The following is a 25,150-nucleotide window of genomic DNA, read 5'->3' as shown; positions in this document are numbered from 1 at the left end:
TTTTTAGGGGCAATGCTATGCTTTCATAAAATCCAATATATCCTGCATGACCTCGTCCGCCCCGTTTTCATTTAAAATTTCATGTGCCATGTTCGGATAAAAATGCGTAGTGACATTTTTTCCGGTCGCACGATAACGGCGGGCGGCTTGCTCCACACCTTTTGTGTAGGCACCGACGGGATCTTTTTCCCCGGCAATGAGCAAAATCCTTTTGGCGGTGCAGGCTTCGTAGGTTTCCTCGCGATTTAAGGCACAGACGATATCCATGAGCGCATGGTATCCTTCACGCGTGAAGGGCTGTCCGCAAAGCGGATCGGCTGCATAGCGCTTCTGATTTTCTTCGTTGACCGACAGCCAGTCCAAGGGGCCTTCGCTCCGTTTTTGAAAGCCGCCCATGACGAGTTTTTGTATGCTTCCGAGCGGCGCGTGTTTGGGGAAGAAGAAGAGAATGGCTTGCACAACGCGCGCCATGAGCGTAGGCGTTTGTCCCGTGCCGCAGGCAATGAGAAGATCCACCGGCCGTTGTGCGGCATAGAGGCGAGCTAAAAAGGAGCCCATGCTGTGCCCAAAGCAGATGGTACGCGGCGCTTCCGGCACGGCATGCCGAACGCGGTCAATGTCTTCCAGCACATTCTCCATGGTTACCATATCGCCCAGCGGATGTTCGGCACTGACGCTTTTGCCGTGGCCGAGATGGTCATGCAGGAGGACATCATAGCCGTTGTCGCAAAGAAAGCGGGCAAAGGGCAAGTAGCGTTCCTTATGCTCCTGCATACCATGCAAAATTTGTACAAGTCCGTGACTTTCTGTCGCACCGTCGTGGGTACAAAGCATGGCTGACAGTGGAAAACCGGCAGAGCTCTGTACCGAAATCATTCTTTCTTGCATGCAATCTCCTTTCGTTCCAAATCGTGGGTGGCTACGATATTCACATCCGAGCCGAAAAGGTTCGGAATCAGCACTTGTCCGGCGGCCACCGGTGCGTCGACGACGGTGTGATTGATGCAAGCCATGGCCTCAAAGATTTTATCTTTTGGAATGGCAGCATCTGTTTTGACCGATACGACGGGGCGAATGCCATGGCGCACACGAATCGTCGAAGCAATGTTTCTTTCCGGAGTGATGCATTCCTGCATGGCGTAGCGTGCGCCGCGCGGACAGGCATTGCCTTCCACATGAAGGGAATCGCCACTTTTTGTGACCTTCAGAGTACAACCCACAGGACAAACAATGCAGAGCATTTCTCGCGGTGTATTCATGCCTTTACCTCCTTTTCACAAACGCTTAGCGTCAGCGTCCCCTCCGCCATGGCCAAGAGCGATGGCTTTACCGGGAGATTGCCCATCTGGGATGGTACAAGGACGCGTCTGGGGAAACGAGCAAGGACGGTATCGCCGGAGGAAAGCACAAGCTCCGCTTGCGTAAATTTTTTTGTGGGACGAAACGATAAAGAGGCACCCGTCGCATCTTCTGTATCAATGGTGGAGGGCAGTACATAGGCGATGCCATCGCCGGCTTTGGTTTCAAGGGTTGTGTGGGCAAAGGCACCGTCGAGCAGATAGTGAGCGGCATTTCTTCCGGCTTCACGGCTTTCGCGGGTGACATAGTCCACGATGTCATGTACATGCAAGACATTGCCGCAGGCAAAAATGCCTTCCTGCGTTGTTTCCAAATGCGAGGTGACCAGAGGGCCGCGCGTTTTCGGATGAAGTGGAATGTGTGCTTGGCCTGACAGTTCATTTTCCGGAATAAGACCAATGGAGAGGAGCAGGGTATCGCAAGGAATGTCCTGTTCTGTACCGGGAATTTCTTGGCGATGCTCGTCAACCTGACAGAGGGTAACGCCTGTTACGCGGTCATGTCCGTGCACGGCATGGATATTGTGTTGGAGTAATAAGGGAATGTCATAATCGTCAAGGCATTGGGCCACATTGCGCGCGAGACCGCTTGAATGCGGTTCGATTTCCACAACGCAGGCTACGTGTGCGCCTTCAAGCGTTAAGCGACGTGCCATGATGAGACCGATGTCGCCCGAGCCGTAGATCACGATCTCTTTGCCTACCATCAGACCTTCCATATTGATTAGCCGCTGTGCGGTTCCTGCGGTCAGAATGCCGGCGGGACGTGTTCCGCCCATGGCCACCGCACCGGCGCTTCGTTCTCGACAACCCATGGCTAAAATGACGGCGCGCGCCTGTATTTCCAACACGCCCTCTTGATTCATGGCCAGGATCTGTTTTTTTTCATTGAGTTCCACCACCATGGTGTTGAGCAAATAGGGGATGCCTAACGCCTTCACATCATCGATGAAGCGACGAGCATATTCCGGCCCGGTGAGTTCTTCCTTAAATTCCTGCAGGCCGAATCCGCTGTGGATGCATTGGTTTAAAATGCCACCAAGTTCGCGATCGCGCTCTATAATGATGCTGTTCGTAATGCCTTGCTTATGAGCTTCGATCGCAGCAGCCAAACCAGCCGGTCCGCCGCCGATAATGACCAAATCATAGTGTAGCATGCGGCGACTCCTGTTCTTTTAAGTGCTTTGTGATGAGTTCGGATCCGCGATATTCTTTGCGTATCGTTGAAGGATCAACATGACATTCGCGGGCAAGGATGGCTAAGACGCGCGGCAGGCAGAATCCGCCTTGACAGCGGCCCATGCCGGCACGCACCCGTCTCTTCACACCGTCCACCGTCCGTGCACCGCCTAAGCGATGAATGGCATCTACAATTTCGCCTTCGGAGATGGTTTCACAGCGACAAACGATATTGCCATAGCGTGGATTTTTTTGAATCATCGCTTTTTTCTCTTCCAAGGATACATCGCGTAAACGCACGAAGGGGTGGCGTTTCGGCTGAAAATGTGTTTTTTTCGCATACGCAAAACCGTGATGTAAGAGGAGATCCAAGACGTATTCCGCAATGGCAGGCGAGGAGACTAGCCCCGGGGATTCAATCCCGCCGACGTGTACCAGTCCCGGTACGGTGCGGGAAGGATAAATCATGAAATCACCGGTATCCGGCTTGGCACGCACGCCGGTAAAGACACGAATGGTTTGTTGCAGTTTTAAATCCGGCACAGACTTGCGCCCGAGACGGTCCACCATGGCTAAGGAGGCGGCATCGACAGATGTGTCGTCCGCATTGTCTGCTATGGTGGCAGTGGGACCGACCAGGGTGCTGCCGTCATAGGTCGGAGCCACCAAGACACCCTTGCCACGTTTGGTAGGCGTCTGGAAAAGGACGGTGTGAATTTCCTCTCCATTGGTTTTGTCCAACAGGCGATAGACCCCTTTGGTGGGGGTTAATCTGAAGTCGTGTTCCTTTGCCATGGCAGCAATGGCTTCTGCCCCCAATCCGGCAGCGTTAATCAGAGTGCGCGTCGTAAAATCGCCTTGGGTGGTGTGCACGCATATACCTTCGGATACCTTTTCAAGCCCGGTGACTTCCGTTTCCGTAAACAGTTCCAAGCCGTTTTCCATGGCATTTTCCAACATCCCGTAGGTAAAATTAAAGGGATCCAGCACGCCAGAATGCGGGCAGTAGAGGGCTTTTTTCACCTCTCGTGATACGCGCGGTTCCAATGCATGAATGGCCGGCGGATCGATCAGCTGAAGATCGGCAACACCGTTTTTCAAACCGCGCTCCATTAAAATATTCAATTCGGCGATATCTTCTGCGTCAAAGGCAAGCACGAGTGATCCCACCTCATGGTAGGCGAAGCCCAGTTCTTGACTAAGCTGTGCCATCATGGCATTGCCACGCACATTGAGTTTGGCTTTCAGTGTACCGGGCACACAGTCAAAGCCGCCGTGGACAATGGCAGAATTAGCTTTTGTCGTACCTTGGCAGACTTCGACATTCTTTTCCAAAAGCCCAAGTTTTAGCGCATACTGCGACAAACAGCGTCCGATGGCACATCCCACAATACCGCCACCGATGATTAAAACATCAAACATGTATCCCCCTCGTAAAAATGCCCGGGGCAGGGATGCTCCCGGGCATGCGTTCCGAAAAACAGAGGCTACGCTTCTGTGGCGTCGCCTTCGGTTTCCGTTAAAAATTCATCGATGACCGCTTGGCGCAATTTTTCATACAGTGCGCCGTCCTTACCGCCGACAGCCTTGCCATCACATTCGGTGGCGCGTAGGCACAAATTGCTGGAACTCGTGACGAGCACCTCGTCCGCGGCAAAGAAATCTTCGAGGTAATAGGGCTTTTCCAGGTAGCGCACGCCCAGTCGATCACAGGCATTTAATAAATGGCGACGAGCGATGCCCGGCAAAATCAGATGATCTGTCGGCGCTGTGATCAAAGTGCCGTCCTTAAGAATATGGACATTGCTATGCGCACATTCCGTAATGCGGCCGCCCGGACGATAGAACACGGCTTCATGGCAACCGGCGCGTTTGGCTTTTTGCGCCGCCATGACGGTCGGAATCAAATTCAGCGTTTTAATGTCGCAATGGAAGAAACGCGTGTCTTCACAGGTCACGAGCGATACGGGTTTTGTGCCGTCGTTGACCTTTTGCGGCTTAATCATGATCCACAAATTGCCAGGTCCCGGTTCATAGGTGTGTTGCCGCATGGCTGTCCCACGCGTCACCTGATAGTAGACGAACGAATCGCCATCATCCAATTTTTTCACCGATTCCTGCAGTAATTTTGCGAGCGCTTCTTTTTCCATGGGGATTTGCATGTCCAGTTTTTTCGCATTGCCGTAGAAGCGTTCCAAATGCTCTTTTAAGGCAAAAATATGATAGTTATGGCACGGGCCGGCATCATAGACGCCGTCTCCGAACCAGCAGACGCGATCGTTCATGGGAATTTTGATGTTTTCGATAAGGTCCGATTGTCCGTTGTAATAGCCGAAATTTCTCATATTCCACTCCCCTCAGTTCCTCTGACAGCCTCAGTATAGCCCGCTTGCGGAATTTTGTAAAACGGTTGCCCCGTTGCTACTTTTTTTTCTGCAAAAAAGTGGCACATTGGATACTATTAAGGAAGAAGAAAGCAGGGGAGGAAAGCATGAATCTTTTAATCGCACAATCCGGCGGTCCCACGGCCGTCATCAACGCTACCTTGGCGGGGGCTATTACGGAAGCGCTGGAGCAACACTTTACGCACATCTATGGCAGTTTGAACGGTATAACGGGGATCATGGAAAATCGACTCGTGGAGATCGATAAGGAAGCGTTCCGCGAAAAGGAAGTGGCGGAAGCTTTAAAACGCAGGCCGTCTTCCATTCTCCGCAGCTGTCGTTTTCAGTTGCCGGCAGATCCCGACGACGTGTTTTATGACCATCTTTTTGCCAATCTGCGAGCGCTTGCCATCACGCATTTGATCTATATCGGTGGCAATGACTCCATGGATACTGTGATGAAACTAAACATCGCTATGCGCCAGCGCGGTATCACGGATCTGCATATCGGCGGTGCGCCGAAGACCATCGATAATGATCTTTGCGGGATGGATCATTCACCGGGCTTTGCGTCGGCTGCCAAATATGTCAATAACACGCTCATAACGATTCGTAATGATATTGCCATTTATGCTGAACCGTCTTGCACCATCGTAGAAATTATGGGGCGCAATGCCGGGTGGTTGGCGGCCAGTGCAGTGGCTTGCAATGGCGGTCAGACGGAGCGAAGGGTGGATCTTCTCTATCTCGGGGAGCATCCGCAGTCCTTGGATGCCATGATGGAAGAAATTGCGGCTGCGGTGAAGTCGCATCGCAATGTGTTAGTTGCCATTTCGGAGGGGTATCGAGATACGGAACGTCTTCTCGAACGGCGCGAAACGGTAGCTTCGCAGGACGAGGGCTTTCATCATCCAGTGCTTTCTGGGGTGGCGGCGAATCTGGCAGATGAAGTGCATACCCGTCTTGGCATTAAGACGCGTTCCGTAGAACTTAGCATTACCCAGCGTACGGCTGCGTTACTCTCGGCAACGGATGTCGAAGAGGCGTTTTTGCTGGGACGCAAGGCCGTCTTGGCCAACCTCCATGACACCAACCGTATTCCGGTCTTGTTGCGTGAATCCTCTGCTCCTTATACGGTGACGTATGACGCCGTACCTTCGGAAACGATCGCTAATCGCGAGAAAAAGATTCCCCAAGACTGGTTTCAGGATCGGGACACCTTGGAGCAGAAGATGTGTACCTATGTGCTGCCATTGCTGCAAGGCGAGGTGGCGCAGCGCTATGAGAACGGACTTTTGAAATTCATTGCGTTGGAGGATTTTACGAAAGAGGTTGTACGGTAACTTGTTGCCGGCATTCCTAAAGCCATCGATGCCGCTTGCTTCGATAGGGAGAAGGAGTAGAGTTCTAAAGCATAAGATGTTTCCAAGAATACGAAAGGAGCAGCAATGAAAAAGTTTCTCGTTTTATTGGCGGAAGGCTTTGAAGAAGTGGAAGCGTTGACGCCGGTGGATTATCTGCGTCGTGCAGGACTTACGGTGGACATGGTTTCAATTTCAGGGCAACGCCTGGTGACCGGTTCGCACGGTGTTCCTGTCATGGCAGATCTGTGCTTGGACGCCCTGAAGGAAGAGGAGTATCTGGGTCTCTATTTGCCGGGCGGCATGCCGGGTTCCGTTCATCTGCGCGACGACGAGCGCGTGCTGAATTTAGTCCGTCGCTTCACGAAAGAAAACAAGATCGTCTCGGCCATCTGTGCGGCTCCGATCGTTTTAAACGCCGCCGGCGTCGTCAGCGATAAAAAAGTAACCAGCTTTCCGAGCACGGCGCCCCAGCTTACCGATATCGGTAGCTATGTGGATGACGCCCTAGTGGTTCAAGATGGTAATATTATTACCGGCCGCGGTGCGGCCATTGCTGCGTATGAAGCATTTCATCTGATTCGTGAGATTTGCGGTCCCGATGTCCTCGAAAAGGTCAAAGAAGGCATTCAGCAACATAAAGTGGAAGACTACTACGGCTTTGAATCGTAAAGCGCTGCTATTTTAAACGATGAAGGGCAGCGATCCTCTTGGAAACATGGCAGGCCATTTCCGGATTTTCGACTTTACAGTGCTTTTTTGAAATACGACGGGAAGTACTGTAGGATTTCGGCCTCTTTTACAGTGCAAATTGAAATTTTGTTCAAAAGTACTGTAGTTTTCAGCGACGAAATACAGTACTTTTAGAGATTATCAATATTTGCACTGTATTTTCTTTCCTTTTTTTACAGTACAAATTAAAGTTTTCGGCGAAAGTACTGTATTTGCCTCGCGATTTGTACAGTACAAAATAGGATTATCGATAAAAACACTGTATTTCACTCATTTTTCCTACAGTGTTAAATCGATGTATCGTAAAAAGCACTGTGTGCCCCGCGTTTCGCGGCGAATAACGGCGAATTAAAAGGCGGTCCGAAGGACCGCCTTCTTTATTATATTTCGGAAGAACCGAGGATTATTTCGCCAGCAATTTCGCCAGATCCACCAGTGCTTCTTTTTTCTCTTCATCGTCAGGTGCTTCGTAGCAGGCGACGCCATCATCCAACAGATTCAGGCCGGCGCTGCGGGCATCATCGGTCCAATCTTCCATCCACTGTCCTTCGTTCCAGGAGTAGGAACCGAAGAGAACCACGGGCTTGTCGCCGCCGATGGCAGCCTTCAGATCCTCATAGAATGGCTCAAACTCGACTTCTTCCAGCTGTTCGTCGCCCATGGCGGGGCAGCCCAGCGCCAGCTTGTCGAACTGCAGTGCCTGGTCGACGGTGACATCGCTGACGGGATGCACTTCAACGGAAACGCCCTCTGCTTTTAATGCCTCTTCCAGCACGCCGGCCATCTGTTCCGTGTTACCGGTGCCGCTCCAATAAATAATTCCGACAGTCATGATTACTCCTTTTCTTCCTATTAGGAAGCTGTTCTGCTGCGATTCGTTTCACAGCCATTGCTGCATTTCCTGCGTTTGGTAGCGATGGAAATGTCTTAGATCAAGCCGGCACAGGGCAGGCAACCGCATCCAGAAGGCGAAAGAGATCATCGCCATTTTGTAGGGCGGCAAGCCAGCATTGCCGACAGGCATGAAATGCCTCAAAGGTCTTACGGGCTTCGCTGGGATTGTGATAGACGCGCCAGTACCCGCGCATGGCGTAGGCGTTGCGTCCGCGATCCTTGGCGTAACTTATGACGTCCTCGACGGGATAGCCGAGGAACAGGCCGATTTCATCCGAGATGGAGGGGCATTGCGTCATGCGGCAAAGCAATTGTTGCAGGAGTGACCCTACCAACGGATAGTGGTTTTGTGGAACAGAGCCGGCAGTAACGATGTCCGTCGCAGGCGGAAGGCTGCAGTCGTAACCAAAGACTTCCAGCGCCTTTCGAACATCGCCTTTATGTAACCAAGCGTTCAGGCGTTCTTCGCGATAGATGAGGATGCGTTCTGCCTTACGGCATCGTCCCAGCGCAAAAAAGCGAATCCCGAAACGATTGAATTGCGCATTTCCGTAGTCGACGGCGTCCTGACTTTGCAACAATGCATCGGAGCGAAGACATAGCAGAGATGCAGGCTTAAGGCCGGCTAACGTTTCGGCGCAATGGTGAACCAATGCTCGTTCCCATTCTTTTTGGTGCGGCAAGATAGTCTCCTTCTGTTTCTCCCGTGGGCGGGAGATGATAGCCTAGGCTAACAATGAGGGAAAGGATATCCATATTCCTTTCGAATGAGGGGGCGCCGGAGAAAGGACAGCCCCATCTGTTAGTTAAAGATAACATCATGATAAAATCTTGTCAACGCTTGTCCTTCTCCTTTTCGAAAATCGAGATTTTTTTATTGAATCAACGTCAATATCGTATAAAATATTTTTGCACGTGACAGAAAAAAGCAAGAAAGAAGGAACAGCAATGGCTGGTTTTGTAGCAACTTTTCACACCCAAACACCGGACAATACGGTAGACAAAATGATGGAAACAATGGCGTATCGCGGAAAAGACTATACGCTACACTATAAGAAGAACGGCTTGGAGCTGGGGTATTTGGGCATGGATTTGCACTATGCCTTTGATCATAAGGAGCTTGCCGAGACGGATGAAGCCGTCGTGCTCCTTACCGGCTTCGTGAACAATGTGGATGAAGTGCGTCAGCATGCGCAAGAACTGGGCGTGGAAAATGCTCTGTCCTTGTCGCCGGCCGAAGCGATTGCCGCGATTTATACGCGAGAGGGGATGGGCTTTGCCACGGTGATTAAAGGCGGCTACATCGTTGTCGTACACGATAAGAACACTCAGAAACTCTATGTGTTGCGCGATCGCTTTGCAACGCAGCCGGTGTATTACTATAAAACCAAGGACGGAGGCGTTGTTTTTGCATCGGAAACCAAGGCATTCCTGGCTTTTCCGACCTTTGAGAAAGTCCTGAATCGCGACGCCCTCGTGCCGTATTTGATTTTCCAATCCCCAACGCTGGATGAAACTTTCTTTAAAGGGGTGTTCTCTTTCCCGGGAGCCACGTATCTCGTCGTGACACCGTCAGAAACGGGCGTCACGTTGGAACAAAAGCAGTATTGGGACGTGGATTTTGATCCGCAGGAGATGACACTTGAGGAGGCTTCTACGCGGATTAACGAGCTGGTGGGCAAATCCATTGCCGATAAGCTTAAATATTTCAGCGATCCTTCAATGATCGGCCAGTCTCTCTCCGGCGGTGTGGACAGTTCGTACTTGGCCAGCCGTCTGCGTCCCAAAGAGACGTTCACGGTGGGCTATCACGACAAAGAGTTTTCGGAAATTGATAATGCCCGTGCCCTTTCGCAAATCATCGGCGCCGAACACTACAGCCAAATTGTGGATTCGGATAAGACTTTTTCCGAACTGTCAACGATTGTGTATTTGTGCGATCAACCCTTTGCGAATCTTTCTGCCATTCCTATGTTCTATCTCTCGGAACTCATGAGCAGCCACACAAAAGCTGTGTTCTCCGGCGAGGGCGCCGATGAATTTTTCGGCGGTTACTTTGAATACACGGAACCGCAATATATGAATACTTATAAAATCCTACCGCTTGCGTTGCGTCGTGCGATCGGTAAGCGCATGTTGCGCTCTCTGAAGGACTTCAAGGGCAAGAATTTTGCCATTAAGGGGATGCCGGTGGAGGATTGGTATATTGGCCAGGCGAAGATCTTCCATGAAGAGGAGGCACGTCGTCTCGTGCATTTATCCTATCGCCAGGCGCCGCACGTCAAAGATTTATTGGCACCGTATTTTGAAAAAGTGCAGGATAAATCGGATATTCAGAAAAAGCAATACTTGGATTTTCATGTATGGGTGAGAAACGATATCGCGTTAAAAGCAGATCGTATGAATATCGGACATGGCGTGCAATTGGTAACGCCTTTATTGGATGAAGATTTACTGGATTTTGCGCGCACGCTTCCGGATGATTTAAAGATCCAAGGCAATAAGGTAAAAATCGCCTTCCGAAATGCTGCCCTCCAGTATCTGCCGGAAGACTGGGCAAAACGTAAAAAGAAGGGCTATGTCGTACCCCTGAAGTATTGGCTGAAGGAGCCCAAATATAGCGACCGTATTACCGAAATGCTCACCGGCGATTTAGCGGCGCAGTTCTTTGACGTCAAGCAACTGAAGCATTTGATCGATGAGAACTTGTCGGGAAAGCGTCCGCTGCATCGTAAGATTTGGACGGTTTATATGTTCCTCGCATGGTACGAGGAATATTTCATCAAACGCTAATATTTCATGAAACGTTATGTTTTTCTCTAAAGAATAGGTTTGAAGAGAGTGTCTGTGGGCACTCTCTTTGCTTTTCTTGCCGCTTCCTCTATAATGAAACTTGTGTCACGACCGTATAGGCTTTCGAATTTGGCGAAGGCGTCTCTACCCGATTCCCGGAAGAATCGGACTACGGCATCGCTAATCGTTTGAGTAACCTCCGGAGCGGATGAACCGCACGTGACCGAAAAAGAAGGAGGAGTTATGTTTGAGAAATTATTCCATATGAAGGACAACGGAACCACGTTGCATACGGAACTCATTGCCGGTGTTACGACCTTTATGACTATGGTCTACATCCTGGCGTTGAATCCGACCATCCTTAGCGCCGCGGGCATGGACGCCGGCTCGATCCTGACAGCAACGGCACTGGCTTCGGCGATTGCCTGCTTCTGTATGGCAGCATTTTCCAATAAGCCTTTTGCATTGTCGGCAGGCTTGGGCTTAAACGCCTATTTTGCATACTCCGTTTGCGGCGCCATGGGCTATTCTTGGCAAGTCGCGTTAACGGCTGTTTTTGTGGAGGGTGTGATTTTCATTCTCATGTCCCTGACCAATGTCCGTGAAGCCATTTTCAATGCGATTCCGGTACAGCTGAAAACTGCCGTGGCAGTCGGTATCGGCTTTTTCATTACCTTTATTGGCGTACAAAACTGCGGCTTGATTGTCAAAGGACCGACGCTTGTCGGGCTGTATTCCTTTACACAGGGCGCAAAGACAAATGCTTCGCAAGGCGTGGCTATCCTTTTGTGCCTGATCGGTGTGGTGATTACGGCATGGATGCTCATTAAGGGCATAAAAGGCTATATGCTTTGGGGTATGCTTGCCACTTGGGTACTGGGCATTGTCGCACAGTTGCTTGGCATCTACGTACCAGCCCCGGATGCCGGCTACTATTCTGTCATCCCGACGGCCTTCGTATCCATGCCGTCTTCGATAGCGCCAACCTTCTTTAAGTTGGACTTTTCCTTTATCGCTAACCATTTCTTGAGTTTTGTGGTGGTTTGCTTTGCGTTCCTCTTTGTGGATATCTTTGATACCTTGGGAACGGTTATCGGCTGCGCATCCAAGGCGAATATGCTGGATAAGGATGGAAAGCTACCGGGCATTAAAGGCGTTCTGTTGGCGGATGCCGTCGGTACCACGGTCGGCGCTGTTTTGGGCACTTCGACGATTACCACCTTTGTGGAATCTTCCGCGGGTATTACTGAAGGCGGCCGCACGGGCTTGACCAGCGTGGTGACGGGCATCTTATTTTTAGTGGCTTTATTCCTGACACCGTTATTCCTAACGATTCCTGCCTTTGCAACGGCGCCGGCCTTGATTATTGTCGGCTTCCTGATGATGCAGCAGGTTTCACACATCGATTGGAGCGATCTGACAAAGGCGATTCCATGCTTTGCCTGCATTACGATGATGGGCTTTGCTTATTCCATTTCGGACGGTATCGCTTTTGGTTTCATTACGTACACGCTGTTACATGTGCTGACCGGCAAGGGCAAGGAACTGTCTTGGCTGATGTATCTATTATCGATTCTGTTTGTCCTGAAGTATTTCATCATTTGAGTTGTGCGAAAGGATCGCATAACGCGTAGCGCAATACGGCCTCCCCGCTGAAGCGGGGAGTTTTTTTTATAAAACGCTTGACGGATGATAAAAAAATCGGTAGAGTATAGGCGAGTTAGTTCAACCTAACTATGTTCCTGTGAGGGGAAGCGTGTGCTTCACCAAACGGCGATCCTGTTTTGGAACAGGTCATATTGCGACGAAGGTGGGAACGCAAATTCGGCGTAAGTGCATTGCTTAGTTAGCTAAAACTAACTTAAAGTTTTTTAGGAATTATCAAAGGATAAGTGGAGAAGGAGAAAGATGGTGAAAACTTTACGGGATGCTGCGGTTGGTGAAACCGTCAAAATTGTAAAGCTACACGGCGAAGGCGCTGTTAAGCGCCGCATGATGGACGTGGGTCTGACCAAGGGAGCGGAAGTCTATATCCGAAAAGTAGCGCCGCTCGGCGATCCGATTGAAATTACGGTTCGCAGTTATGAATTATCGATCCGCAAAGCAGATGCGGAGATGATCGAAGTACATTAACACTTTGGGAAGAACGTGCTTTTTGAGCAGAAAGGAAAATCATGAGTATTCGCATTGCTTTAGCAGGCAACCCGAACAGCGGTAAAACGACCCTGTTTAATGCATTAACCGGATCCAGCCAATATGTAGGTAACTGGCCCGGCGTAACGGTTGAGAAAAAAGAAGGAAAGCTGAAAGATCATGCAGACGTGAAAATCGCTGACTTGCCGGGTATCTATTCACTTTCCCCGTACACAATGGAAGAAGTAATTGCGCGTCGCTATTTGATGGAGGAATCGCCGGATGCGATCCTGAACATCATCGACGGCACTAACTTAGAGCGCAACCTCTACTTGACTACACAACTGTTGGAACTGGGAATCCCGATGGTTGTTGCCGTCAACATGATGGATGTTGTGGAGAAAACCGGCGACAAGTTGGATATCCAAAAGTTATCCGAAAAACTCGGCGGCTGCGAGATTGTTCAAATTTCAGCATTAAAGAACCGTGGCGTCAAGGAAGCGGCAGAAGCGGCTATTCGCGCGGCGGAGAAGAAAGTAGCACCGGATTGGGAGAAGCCCTTCCAGACGGATGTGGAAGATGTTTTAAGCGAGATTCAGGGAATGCTGCCGGATAGTGTTCCGGAAAACCATCGTCGCTGGATTGCTACGAAATTATTTGAACATGATGAAAAAATCAATGAAGCTATCACGCTTTCGGAAAGTACATTAGCAGAAATCGAAAGCAAGGTGAGCAAGGTCGAAGAAGCCAGAGACGATGACGCTGAGAGTATCATGACCTTTGAACGCTATCATTACATAGAGAATGCGTTGAAGGGCTGTTACAAAAAAGAGAGCGCCGGTAAACTGTCCGTTTCGGACCGCATCGATAAAATCGTTACGAACCGTGTCTTAGGTTTGCCGATTTTTGCGCTGGTGATGTTCATTGTGTATTGGATTGCTATGGTCGGCCTCGGTAAGTCCGCTACCGACTTTACGAATGATAATATCTTCGGCGACGGTTTCCATCTCTTCGGTAATGGCACCGCGCAGTTCGAAGAAAAGAAAGGCGCTTACGACGAAGCAATGTTAGCCATTAAGGCCTACGTTGATGTGGACCCGGAAGCAGAAGATTTTGACGCGGACAAGGCTCTTGCCGAAGTGAAGGCGGTGCAGAAGGCTGAACCGACCGCACAGGTCAAGACGACGGATGAAGAGACCTTGGAAGAAACGATGAAAACCGTGTACTTTGATGCGCTTCCGAACAAAACTGAGAAGGAGCTGGAAGACGAAAACATTATTCCGACGACCTTCAAAGATGCGCAAAGCTATGTGGAAAAGAACGGTTTTGAGGCACCGGATCCGGCCGATTACGGCACTTGGATTCCCGGCGTCCCGGTCTTAATCGAAAACGGACTGAACAAAATTCATGTGGACGGATGGCTGAAGGGCTTGATCCTGGATGGTATTGTGGCCGGTGTCGGCGCAGTTCTTGGCTTCGTTCCACAGATGCTGGTCCTGTTCTTCCTATTGGCCATCCTCGAAGACTGTGGTTACATGGCACGTATCGCCTTCGTTCTGGACCGTATCTTCCGTAAGTTTGGTCTTTCCGGTAAATCCTTCATCCCGATGCTGATCGGCTCCGGATGCGGCGTGCCGGGCATCATGGCCAGTCGAACGATTGAAAACGAAAGTGACCGCCGCATGGCGATTATAACGACGACGTTTATTCCCTGTAGTGCGAAGCTTCCGTTCATCGCTCTGGTTTCGGGTGCGATCTTCGGAGGCAGCTCCATAGTATCCACTTCGACTTATTTTGTGGGTATGGCAGCGATCATTATCTCTGGTGTGATGCTGAAGAAAACTGCCGGCTTTGCCGGTGAACCGGCTCCGTTTGTCATGGAGCTTCCGCAGTATCATATTCCGACGGTAGGTAACGTACTTCGCTCCATGTGGGAGCGCGGCCGTTCCTTTATCATGAAAGCCGGTACGGTCATTCTTCTGGCGACGATTGTAGTATGGTTCACCTCGTTCTTCGGTTTCACCGATGAGGGCTTCCGTATGTTGGAAGAAGATGAACTGTCCATGTCGATCTTAGCGACATTCGGTAATGCCATCGCTTGGATCTTTAAGCCTCTGGGCTGGGGTAATTGGCAAGCAGCTGTAGCCTCGGTCACGGGACTTATTGCGAAGGAAAATATCGTTGGTACCATGGGCATCCTTTATGGTGGCAGCGGGTCGGTCTGGACTGAGATGGGGCGTGTATTCACCGGCCTCTCCGGCTACTCCTTCCTCGTCTTCAACTTGCTCTGTGCTCCTTGCTTCGCAGCGATGGGTGCGATCAAGCGTGAGATGAACAACACCAAGTGGACTCTGTTCGCGATCGGCTATCAGTGCGTATTTGCCTACCTGATCTCTCTGATGATCTATCAGTTTGGCACCTTCTTCAAAGGCAACGGATCGATCGTTGGTTTGATCGCTGCCGTGATAGTTCTGCTGGTAATGCTCTACATGCTCTTTATCAAGAAGCCGAACACGAATTCAGCGGGTATCAGCAATCCTGTAAAAGCGGCAGAGAACAACTAACATAATTGAGTTAATGAGTCCGGTCAAACCTGTCTTGCACTCACCATGCACCTGATCATTCCACTCCACCAATGCCTATAAAGGAATGTGACAGTGAGGGCCGAAACTGACCTATAGATATACGATAACTCCTTTCTTTGCAGTTTCCCGGCAGATCTTCTGCCGGGATGGCTGCAAGAACTTGCACTGAACAGGCGGTGGGCTTGACAGGCAGCAATGGGGGTAAGCATTAAAACAGAAAGGAAAAGACTATGCTGCAATGGATTGCCAATCATCTGTCCACAATACTTGTCGGCCTCGGCCTTTTAGCCGTTGTCTGTCTGATTATTGCGAAGATGGTTTCAGATCGTCGAAAAGGGAAAACCAGTTGCGGATGCGGTGGTAGCACCTGTGACGGATGTTGCGGTTGCTCGCACCACGCTATACACTGATCCTTTCATTCATAGGTTGACCGGGAGGGAATAGGGATGTTCCCTTTTTCTTCCATCTCGTGTTAGCCAAAACAAACAAGTTATAAACGAATGTGCTCCCACCACATTCGTAGACCATCCTTCACTCCATAAGGAAGAGGGGAGCTCCCACGGCTCCCCTTTTTCGTTTTTTTAGCTGACTAACGACATGTCGATCGTGACGGATAGTTTATATTTGTGTACCTCGGAGACTTTCCTCTCCTCTTGCTTGTTACAGTCGTATGCTTTTGGTAAAATACTTCCAATATTGATAGCAAGGGAGGGCATAATGATGAAGAAAAGCACAAGAGACGTTTTAGTCGTAGGCTTCGCTCTATTCGCTATATTTTTTGGTGCAGGCAATTTGATTTTTCCACCGACGCTGGGTATTGTTGGGGGCCAGGAATGGTGGAAATCTACGCTGGGCTTTTTAGTGACGGATCCGCTCCTGCCTATTCTCGGTATAATCGCTACGATTCGTGTCGGCGGACAAGCCGATGATCTTGGAAAACGCATCAGTCCCAAGTTTTCTGCTTTTCTTGCTGCCGTTTGCATGCTTGCGATCGGGCCATTCTTCTCCGTGCCGCGTACCGCTGCGACAACTCACGAAATAGCAACGATTCAGATCTTCCCGAATATGCCGGTTTGGGTAACGACCGTGCTCTTTTTTGCTTTGACATTGTGGCTTGCATTGAATCCCTCCCGTGCGATGGATCGCATCGGTAAGATTCTAACGCCGGCGCTACTTGTGGCCCTTACGATTCTTATTGTCGGCAGTTTTCTCTATCCGGACAGCGCAATGGCTGTGCGCAAGCCGCAGAATTTCTTTCTAATTGGCTTTCGCGAAGGCTACCAAACGATGGATGCTCTCGGCGCAGCTCTTATGAGTGGCATTGCCATCACCCACTTAATTTCCTGTGGCTATGATAGCACCAAAGAACGCAATCGTATGGCGTTACGCTCCGGTATTGTTGCTTTCATCCTGTTGGCTTATGTCTATGCCGGTCTCAGCTTTATGGGCGCTCGTCTGTCCAGTCACTTTGCTATCGGCACCGATCGCACCATCGTCTTGCTCGAATCCGTGCGACTCCTGTTTGGCAAACCCGGTGCATTGATCTTAGGCGCCGGTGTCTCTCTGGCTTGCTTGACGACGTCAGTGGGCCTGACCGTTGCCTGTGGCAATTATTTTGATCAATTGACGAAGGGGAAGCTTCCGTATCAAAAAGTGGTTATCATTTCGACTCTGTTCAGTTTCTTTGTATCGCTCTTGGGTGTTGAAGGCATTATCAAAAGCGCCGTTCCTGTCCTGCAGATGGCCTATCCGGTCATGATCGTTCTGATTGTGCTTACCTTCTTTGATCGTCATATCCGTTCGTCCTGGACCTACACGGGCGCCGTGATCGGTGCCTTTGCCGTCAGTGCGCTGGAAACCATCGGCAGCTTTTTTAGTGGAATGAGCTCTCTCGTGGATGCGTTGAAAGCCCTTCCCTTCGGCAATGTCGGTATGGAATGGCTCTTGCCGGCAGCGGTGTTGTCGTTGCTCTGCACGATCGTTGCGCGTATGGGTAAGAAGGCGTAGGAACAGCTCGGCGAAGGTACGGTAGAATGTCTGTCTCTACAGTACTTTTGAGATACAAACGAATTTGTACTGTATGAAAACGGGGCAAAATACAGTACTTTCATTGAAAATTGCATTATGTACTGTACAAAATTGGGTGGAAATACAGTACAAAAATAAGAATATAAGAAAAGTACTGTATTTTGCGACTTAAAAATACAGTACTTTTTTTATAAATGGCCTGTAAGCACTGTCTAACTGCTCCAAAAACTACAGTACTTTTCTTATCATTTGAAAAAAGTACTGTAAATGTTGCTGTTTTCGTACAGTACTTTTTGTGCAAAATGCATTTTGTACTGTAGGCTTCGGCTTAAATGCCGCCATTTGCTTCACCGCTTCGCTTTTTATAATGTGCAGAAGATGGGAGATTCCCATCGCTAACCTTCTTTTTTGTTTCCTGTCTATCTTTTACTGTATTCTTGTGCCGTTGCTCTTTTTGACTTTATTAAAGTCGCTACGGAAATATTGAGATCTAATGGGACATTGTTGGGACACACAGACATTTGCGATTTGGAATAATAGTTATGGATAGACTGGTCACGAATTGCTGATCAAGGAGTTTTAGAACGGACCAGCAGAGGCAAATCGCAGATGATATCGGAGGGAGCGATGATAAATTTTAAGCAACATCTTGGCACGATGCTACGGAAATACGGAGAATTACTTAAAAAAGTGCGTCAAGAGCAGTCGAAAAAGATCCCCGGATTCTTAGAGATCAATGATGGCTATGATCCGCCGCAGTACTATCATCGACTACAAAAAGATGGCGATGTCAAACAAAGCAAAAAGTATTTGGCGCGAAAGCAAATGGATCTCGTAAAAAAGCTGGCCCAACAATCGTACGATAAGAAAGTTGAGGCATTGCTGGAGAGCCGCATTCACCAGTTCAGAAAATTGTATCAAGTGTATGAGGATGAAGAAGTGGACGGTATTTATGAACGATTAAAACCATCGCGAAAGGCTTTAGTGTGTCCTATTGTCCCGACGCTACAACAGCAGTATGAAGCATGGAAAAACAAGACGTACGAACCGACGCACTATTTTCAGGAGAACAAAATTTTTGAGACCAAACAAGGAGAAACGGTACGTTCCAAAACGGAAAAAATACTGGCAGACACGTTTTTTGATGAAGGAATTTTTTACAAGTATGAATGTCCACTCAGAGTGGGGGAAAAAACGATTTATCCGGACTTCACATTTTTTGATTGGTCGAATGGTAAGGAGATATATTGGGAACACTTTGGCATGATGGATGATCCTACGTATCTGAAAGCAGCAATCCAAAAAATTGATTTTTACGATAAGCAAGGCGTTACACGTTATGCTCGTGTCATCACTACGTTTGAAGCGCAGTGCTGTCCTTTAGACTATAAAGCGGTGCAGGCACTGATTCACAATTTCCTGATGCCCAAGAAGCAATCCGCCATTGAGGATCAGTAATCCATATTAGTACGAAGCGATGCCCACGCTGCGGCTTCAGTCATACGAAAAGAAGGAAGCTTAGCAGCTGCGTTCTATATGGCAACGGTATGAACCTAGGATACGATGACATCGGTACGAACCTGGGTTACGATGACAACGGTACGAACCAGGGTTACGATCGCAACGGCACGATAGAAAAGGCGTCTCTACAGTACTTTTGAGATATATATAAATTTGTACTGTATGAAAACGGGGCAAAATACAGTACTTTCATTGAAAATTGCATTATGTACTGTACAAAATCGGGTGGAAATACAGTACAAAAATAAGAATATAAGAAAAGTACTGTATTTTGCCACTCAAAAATACAGTGCTTTTTTGATAAATGGCCTGAAAGCACTGTCTAACTGCTCCAAAAACTACAGTACTTTTCGCATCATTTGAAAAAAGTACTGTAAATGTTGCCATTTTTATACAGTACTTTTTGTGCAAAAAGCATTTTGCACTGTAGACCTAGAGAAACCGTACGCAAAGCTTACACAACCCTTAAACAAACCGTAAGCAAACCTTGTAAGAACGCATCGCTGCGGCGATGCCCGCCACATAAAAAAGGCTGTGTCGAACGATTCGTTCGACACAGCCTTCCGCTATAAGTTGTTCCCATTCGCTGTAGCCGTGTGCGCCTTGTGCCGGTGATCTTGCTATCGCCATCACTCGTTAGGTCTATCGCCATCACTTGGCATAGCTAACGCCATCCGATCGTATGTGGCATTACTAGCGCGAAAGCGAAGGGGCTTGTCATACTTGGAACTCGTACTTTCTTTACTTCTTCTGTACGTACTTCAGGGAGTCCAGCGTGACAGCGGAGATGATGATGATACCTTCGAAGACGAACTGGAGGTTGGTATCAATGCCCAAGATGGTGAGGGAGTAGGTGAGAGCGGTGAAGATCAATACACCGACGACGACGCCGGAAATCTTACCGATACCACCGGTGAAGGATACACCGCCGACCACGCAGGCAGCGATGGCGTCCATATCCCAACCTTGTCCATAGGCAGCGGAACCAGAACCGACCATGCGCATGCACTCCAGCCAGGAGCCGAATCCGTAGAGGATGCCGGCCATGATGAAGGCGAACATGGTGACCCAGAAGACGGATATACCAGAGACCGAGGCCGCTTCCGGGTTACCGCCGACAGCGTAAAGGTTCTTACCGAAGGTAGTTTTGTTCCAAATGAACCATACGATGATGATCGCAGCAACTGCCCAGAGAATAATCGTGGGGAAGCCGTTGATCTTCGGAATCATCATATTCGGAATCTCCGGTTCAATGGCACCAAAGGAAACGCCCTTAGTGGCATAGGTGATGAGACCGAAAATGATGAGCATGTTACTCATGGTCGTGATAAACGGATGGATCTTAAAGCGCGCAGTGAAGAATCCGGCGATGGCCGTGAATAGCGTGCAGAAAATAATGCACAGGAACAGGGCTAGCAAGATGCGCACCCAGATGGGGAGGGCAGTCAGATCAAACACAATTCCAAAGAACTGTCCGGTATTGATCCCCTTATGCATGACAATGGTGGAGATCACCATACCCATGCCCACCATACGTCCGATGGAGAGGTCGGTACCGGTTAAAAGAATCAGTCCGGCAACGCCCAAACCGAGGAAGATACGTGGCGATGCTTGCTGCAGAATGTTCACGACGTTCGTGTAGGTGAACAGATCCGTGTTCTTAATAATCGGCGTAATAATACTCAAGGCGATAAAGATCAGGATAATGACCAGATATAGACCGTTCTTTAATAAGAATTGCTTGGTGTTAAAACGATAACGGTAGTTTTCCCATTTTTGCGCATAGGTTTGTCCCATCGTAAAACGAGAAGCACGTAACCGATCAATCATCTGGTATTGCTGCATAAATGCTTCATGGCGACGATCCTTAATGTCTTGCAGAGCAACATGGTAGCTCATCTTGGCATCAAAGGTTTTGTTGCGGTACACGAAGTTGAGTTCCTTTAGGGCCTTTTTCTGCTCTTCGCCGTCGCCTTCTTTTCGCAACGCAGCAAGATCCTGTTCGTGTTTTGCTTTATGATCCGCCAATTGACGTTCGTATTGCTTTTTTGCGTCTTCTTTTGCTCGCTTGCAATTCTCTTCTACCGACTTGTAGTAATCACGGTTGAAGTGTTCTTTCAAGTAGACTTCGCCTTCAGCAACGAGTTTATCTATCTCGCTCTTATTGGCGGACTCTACCTCTTTTGCCTTTTCCAGTTCTTTATTCAGGATGGCAATTTGATGATTCCGCTCTTCTTTTCCGAAATTTTTGTCTTCGCGGATCAATGTGATTTTATTGCTCAGATCCGTAACCTTGGCACTTCCGTCCTTACGAAGAGCATCGATACGACTTTGCAGCGCATCCATATGGTCCTGAATGGGCTGGAGGAGCAATTCCTCTTGCTCTAGGGTCAGGATGCCGGATTCCGGCGTCATTTTGTTATTCTGGCTCATAAGTCCTCTTTTCCACTTACAGATACTTCGTACTCAGACGGAGGAGCTCTTCCTGATTCGTCTCATCTGTGTTGACAATTCCCGATAAGCGTCCGTTGGACATCACACCGATGCGGTTCGTGATACCGAGGATCTCAGGCATTTCGGAAGAAACAACGATGATGGTTTTGCCGTCTTTTGCCATTTGAATGATCAGCTCATAGATTTCATATTTCGCACCGACATCAATACCGCGCGTCGGTTCATCCATGAGAAAGACATGGGGTTGACGCTCCAGCCATTTGCCGAAGATCACCTTTTGCTGATTGCCGCCTGAAAGGCTGGTAATCATATCCTCCGGCCCCATGGCTTTTGTGTGCATGGTATCTAGCTCACGCATGGTTGCCTTCAGCATCTTTTGGTTGGAGAGGGCAAACCCGGACTTATAGCGATCCATATTGGCGATGGTGGTGTTGAAAATCAAATCCCCTTTGGCGAAGATGCCATTGAGCTTGCGCTCCTCGGTAATCATCGCAAAACCATGGTCCATCGCATCCTTTGTGTTTTCAAAATTCATGCGCTTTCCACGATAAAACACCGAGCCCGCGGCACGGGTTCGTACGCCGAAGATGGTTTCCAAAAGTTCTGAGCGTCCGGCGCCCACCAAGCCGTAAAGGCCGAAAATTTCGCCTTTGCGCACATCAAAGGAGATATCGGTGAGGTAGGGCTCATACTTTGTAGACAGATGCTGAATGGACAGTACCGGTTCACCCGGTTCATTATCCACCGGCGGGAAGCGATTTTCAAGCGATCGTCCGACCATGGCCGAAATGAGCTCGTTCATATTCGTTTCCGCAGTGTCTTTTGTTGCGATGAGCTTGCCGTCGCGCAAGACAGAAACCTGATCGCAGATCTCAAAAACTTCATCCATCTTATGGGAGATATAAATCAGAGAAATACCGTTATCACGCAGTTTTCGCATCATGTTGAAAAGCTTCTTGACTTCCGGTTCCGTCAGGGAGGAAGTAGGCTCATCCAGAACGATGAGGCTGGAGTGATACGAGATGGCTTTTGCAATTTCACACATTTGTCGTTTGGAAACCGAAAGCTGGGACATCGGTACGTCCAAAGGCACAGAAATGCCTAAGTTTCGAAAAAGATCGGCGGCTTCCTTGCGCATGCGCGCCTCATCCACAAACCCAAAGGGAGTGCGAGGATAGCGCCCCAAGAACAAATTATCCACAACCGTGCGTTCCAATGCCTGATTTAACTCCTGATGCACCATAGCAATGCCGTTTTCCAGTGCCTCCTTTGGCCCGGAAAAATCGATCGCGCGCCCATTCAAATAGATTTCACCCTCATCTTTTTGATAGGTGCCAAACAGACACTTCATCATGGTGGACTTACCGGCACCGTTTTCGCCCATGAGTCCCATGACGGATCCCCGCTTCACATCCAGATCAATGCGATCCAAAACACGGTTGCGCCCGAAAGACTTTGACATGCCACGAATGGATAGAAGAAAATCGTCTTTCTTTTCTGTCATAAGCATTCTCTTTCTAATTCAATTCTGAAAAGAGGCTATCAGGAGAATCCTGATAGCCTCTTTTAACAGGAATTTTTAACGATTATTGATTCAAAATCGTGGTGTAGGAAGAAGCGTTATCCGTCTTCACCATGTTGATGGCAAAAGCATCATACTGGCTCGGGTTACCTAAACGGTTCGTGATGTTGGATTCCGTCTGTCCGTCGCCGCCGATGTATTCGACTTTGAGGTTCAAAAGCTTGTCATATTTCTGCAGCAGCGGCTGATAGGTCGAGCTCAGGAAGTTATCCGAAGCGTTGTAGAGGTTCAACCAAACCGTCTTTTCCGGCGATTTAGCAGCATCCAACTGTTTGGAAACCGGCTCATAGACCTTGGTAGCATCCATGAAGTCTTTGTAGTTATCTTCCGTTACTGCCAAGTTCAAAGCATAGTACGAGCGATCCTCTTCGACGTATTTGTAGTCTTTGTCGGTCAGAACGTTACCCGCTTCATCCGGCTTGCTGATACCGGTGTTGATATCCACGCCGTCCAATGCGTTACGCAGTACGCGCAAGGTCAGGTAAGCTTGAACGTCAGCGTGCTGGCTGATGGTGCCGGCATAACCGTCTGCGATAGCAGCAACAGCGTCACTGTTGGCATCGTAACCAAAGGTCGGAACCTTGTTGGCTTTTGCCCAGCCGTTGAACATGGCCATGCCCATGCCGTCGTTGTTCGAAACGATGACATCGATCTTGTCGCCAAAGGAAGCGGACCAAGTCGAAATACCGTTACCGGCAGTAGCAGCATCCCACGTTGCACCAGCGGAGTTCTTCATTTCCTGGGAAGCCAGCTCACGAACGACATATTTCTTGCCGTTGAGTTCCAACTCGCCATCTTTCACGGTCTTTGCAGTGCCGTCAACGTTCGTGCCGGCCGGGGAGGAATCGACTTTACCGTCTTTTTCCACGCCAGTACCTAACGCTTTACGAATACCACGCGTACGAGCGATGGAGTCGTTATGACCGACATCGCCGATAGCCAAAACATAACCGATGGTGCCATCGCCGTTACGATCGAGCTTATCAGCATGTTTCTTAATGTAATCCACAATCATCTGCCCCTGGGCTTCACCACCCTGGTTGGCATCAAAACCGACATAGTAGGTTTTGTCGTTGAAATGCAAGGCGTCTTTATCCAACTGACCAGTGGTGCTGTTGGACGGCTGACGGTTATACCATACCAGCGGTTTTGCGTTGTTTTTCACTTCGCCCGACGGGGCAGCCGTAGAGGTAGCAGTGCTCTCAGCAGGCGCACTCGAATCCTTTTTGTCGTTTCCTGCTCCACCACCACATGCAGTCAGCGCTAAAGCGCCGGCCAACAGTAGGCCCAGTAACTTAACAGATTTCATAAAACTTTCCTCCTTATTAATTAGGGAATGAGACGTCGTTGCGGAAACGATTTCTCATTCTCATAAAATAAAAACTGATGGAACACTCCGTGTTTTTCAGTTTCCGATAGTTAGTATACCACATTCTCCGTTATGGTTTCCATTTTTATCGAAATCCGTGGAAAGCACGCAGGCAAGCGATTTGCAAGACCAGCCTTTGCAATATGTCGTCAAAAACAAGCGAACGCGGTAAAAAAAACTCTCCGTATGGACATTCGCGGCAAAGAAACATAAAATAAAAAGACGAAAGTCGACGATGAAGGTCGGCAACAGACGCTTTGTCTGTGCGAGTGTGCACAAGTAGAGCATTCGAAAGGGAGGAAAATTATGTCGGATTCGAATCGCCATTTCCGTGATGAAAATCGTTACGACAGTAGAAATGAAGAAGCGCATCGGGATATTTTTTCTCTGGATTTTTGGAAGGAACTGTACGATGCCAATACGCAAGGCGTGTTGGGATTCGGAGCGGCAATTTTATCGTTACTGTTTCATCGCTCCGGCTTACTGAGCTTCGCATTGTGGATTGCCGGCATTGTACTATCGGTGATGGGACTGAAAAAGAAACCGCAATGGCCGGCTGTTGCGGGCCTCGGACTCAGCGTGATCGGTCTTTTCGTCCTCATTTTCTTTATTGGCATTATTGCCGTACTGTTCTCGCTAGTGTTTTAAGTTTACGTTATCTTGGAACCTACAAAGCGTGCTACTTCTTCTTTGAGACTTTTTGTGCATAGCACATTGTTGGCGGCACTTTCTCAAAGATATTCATCAGAATATCCATTGATACATAGAAATCGGCGA

19 protein-coding genes and 1 riboswitch are annotated in these 25,150 nt (G+C 49.0%); of the genes, 9 read left to right on the top strand and 10 right to left on the bottom strand.

What is annotated here, in order from left to right; genetic code table 11:
• Positions 1–15: 15 nt before the first annotated feature.
• From BN98_RS07860 to BN98_RS03480, 5 genes are all read right to left on the bottom strand, one after another.
• Entirely contained in the window at positions 16–888 is an 873-nt protein-coding gene (locus tag BN98_RS07860; RefSeq protein WP_019189703.1) for an alpha/beta hydrolase, read from the bottom strand.
• Positions 873–1,259 carry a DUF1667 domain-containing protein gene (locus BN98_RS03495; protein WP_019189704.1) on the bottom strand — a complete coding sequence of 129 codons (387 nt, stop codon included), beginning with the start codon at positions 1,257–1,259 and terminating at the stop codon, positions 873–875. The genes BN98_RS07860 and BN98_RS03495 overlap by 16 nt, the downstream gene beginning before the upstream one ends.
• The gene (locus BN98_RS03490) at positions 1,256–2,515 is read right to left on the bottom strand and encodes an NAD(P)/FAD-dependent oxidoreductase (protein ID WP_019189705.1); all 1,260 of its coding nucleotides are present in this window, start codon (positions 2,513–2,515) and stop codon (positions 1,256–1,258) included. Before BN98_RS03490 ends, BN98_RS03495 begins: the two co-directional genes overlap by 4 nt.
• Positions 2,502–3,959: an NAD(P)/FAD-dependent oxidoreductase gene (locus BN98_RS03485; RefSeq protein ID WP_019189706.1), complete on the bottom strand. Its 1,458-nt coding sequence runs from the start codon at positions 3,957–3,959 to the stop codon at positions 2,502–2,504. Before BN98_RS03485 ends, BN98_RS03490 begins: the two co-directional genes overlap by 14 nt.
• Positions 3,960–4,024: 65 nt before the next feature.
• Positions 4,025–4,882, bottom strand: a complete 858-nt coding sequence (locus BN98_RS03480) for an aminotransferase class IV (RefSeq protein WP_019189707.1) — start codon at positions 4,880–4,882, stop codon at positions 4,025–4,027.
• A gap of 146 nt (positions 4,883–5,028) precedes the next feature.
• Between BN98_RS03480 and BN98_RS03475 the strand changes: the two genes are divergently transcribed.
• Positions 5,029–6,264, top strand: a complete 1,236-nt coding sequence (locus BN98_RS03475; protein WP_019189708.1) for a diphosphate--fructose-6-phosphate 1-phosphotransferase — start codon at positions 5,029–5,031, stop codon at positions 6,262–6,264.
• Between the two features lie 105 nt (positions 6,265–6,369).
• The gene (locus BN98_RS03470) at positions 6,370–6,954 is read left to right on the top strand and encodes a DJ-1 family glyoxalase III (protein ID WP_019189709.1); all 585 of its coding nucleotides are present in this window, start codon (positions 6,370–6,372) and stop codon (positions 6,952–6,954) included.
• Between the two features lie 463 nt (positions 6,955–7,417).
• Here the strand turns inward: BN98_RS03470 and BN98_RS03465 are convergent, their stop codons facing one another.
• A complete protein-coding gene (locus tag BN98_RS03465; protein ID WP_019189710.1) occupies positions 7,418–7,846 on the bottom strand; it encodes a flavodoxin in 429 nt (142 codons plus the stop codon).
• Positions 7,847–7,946: 100 nt separating this feature from the next.
• Positions 7,947–8,591 (bottom strand): DUF3793 family protein, encoded by a 645-nt coding sequence (locus BN98_RS07855; protein ID WP_019189711.1) that lies wholly within the window; start codon positions 8,589–8,591, stop codon positions 7,947–7,949.
• Positions 8,592–8,856: 265 nt separating this feature from the next.
• On the opposite strand from BN98_RS07855, the gene asnB reads away from it, so the two are divergent.
• From asnB to BN98_RS07850, 6 genes are all read left to right on the top strand, one after another.
• Positions 8,857–10,701, top strand: a complete 1,845-nt coding sequence (gene asnB / locus BN98_RS03455) for an asparagine synthase (glutamine-hydrolyzing) (protein WP_019189712.1) — start codon at positions 8,857–8,859, stop codon at positions 10,699–10,701.
• 91 nt (positions 10,702–10,792) lie between these two features.
• Positions 10,793–10,893: riboswitch (purine riboswitch) on the top strand.
• A gap of 51 nt (positions 10,894–10,944) precedes the next feature.
• A complete protein-coding gene (locus tag BN98_RS03450) occupies positions 10,945–12,306 on the top strand; it encodes an NCS2 family permease (RefSeq protein WP_019189713.1) in 1,362 nt (453 codons plus the stop codon).
• Positions 12,307–12,612: 306 nt separating this feature from the next.
• Complete coding sequence (locus tag BN98_RS03445) at positions 12,613–12,834, top strand: FeoA family protein (protein WP_040942680.1); 222 nt, start codon at positions 12,613–12,615, stop codon at positions 12,832–12,834.
• A 41-nt stretch (positions 12,835–12,875) separates the two neighbouring features.
• A complete protein-coding gene (gene feoB, locus BN98_RS03440) occupies positions 12,876–15,398 on the top strand; it encodes a ferrous iron transporter B (protein WP_019189715.1) in 2,523 nt (840 codons plus the stop codon).
• A gap of 738 nt (positions 15,399–16,136) precedes the next feature.
• Complete coding sequence (brnQ, locus tag BN98_RS03435) at positions 16,137–17,426, top strand: branched-chain amino acid transport system II carrier protein (RefSeq protein WP_019189716.1); 1,290 nt, start codon at positions 16,137–16,139, stop codon at positions 17,424–17,426.
• 648 nt (positions 17,427–18,074) lie between these two features.
• On the top strand, positions 18,075–18,905 hold the full coding sequence (locus tag BN98_RS07850; RefSeq protein ID WP_019189718.1) for a hypothetical protein: 831 nt from the start codon (positions 18,075–18,077) through the stop codon (positions 18,903–18,905).
• Between the two features lie 804 nt (positions 18,906–19,709).
• On the opposite strand, the gene BN98_RS03425 is transcribed toward BN98_RS07850, so the two are convergent.
• From BN98_RS03425 to BN98_RS03415, 3 genes are all read right to left on the bottom strand, one after another.
• Positions 19,710–21,401, bottom strand: a complete 1,692-nt coding sequence (locus BN98_RS03425) for an ABC transporter permease subunit (RefSeq protein WP_019189720.1) — start codon at positions 21,399–21,401, stop codon at positions 19,710–19,712.
• Positions 21,402–21,417: 16 nt separating this feature from the next.
• Entirely contained in the window at positions 21,418–22,926 is a 1,509-nt protein-coding gene (locus BN98_RS03420) for a sugar ABC transporter ATP-binding protein (protein ID WP_040942522.1), read from the bottom strand.
• A gap of 82 nt (positions 22,927–23,008) precedes the next feature.
• Positions 23,009–24,313: a substrate-binding domain-containing protein gene (locus BN98_RS03415; RefSeq protein ID WP_019189722.1), complete on the bottom strand. Its 1,305-nt coding sequence runs from the start codon at positions 24,311–24,313 to the stop codon at positions 23,009–23,011.
• 366 nt (positions 24,314–24,679) lie between these two features.
• Here BN98_RS03415 and BN98_RS03410 point away from each other — a divergent pair, with 366 nt between their 5' ends.
• On the top strand, positions 24,680–25,021 hold the full coding sequence (locus tag BN98_RS03410) for a hypothetical protein (RefSeq protein ID WP_019189723.1): 342 nt from the start codon (positions 24,680–24,682) through the stop codon (positions 25,019–25,021).
• The last annotated feature ends 129 nt before the right edge of the window (positions 25,022–25,150 follow it).

Source organism: Levyella massiliensis (genome assembly GCF_000308275.2).
In the GTDB taxonomy this organism is placed as follows: Bacteria; Bacillota; Clostridia; order Tissierellales; family Peptoniphilaceae; genus Murdochiella; species Murdochiella massiliensis_A.
Note: the sequence above shows the minus strand (reverse complement) of the source record. Positions and strands in the feature narration are given on the sequence as shown.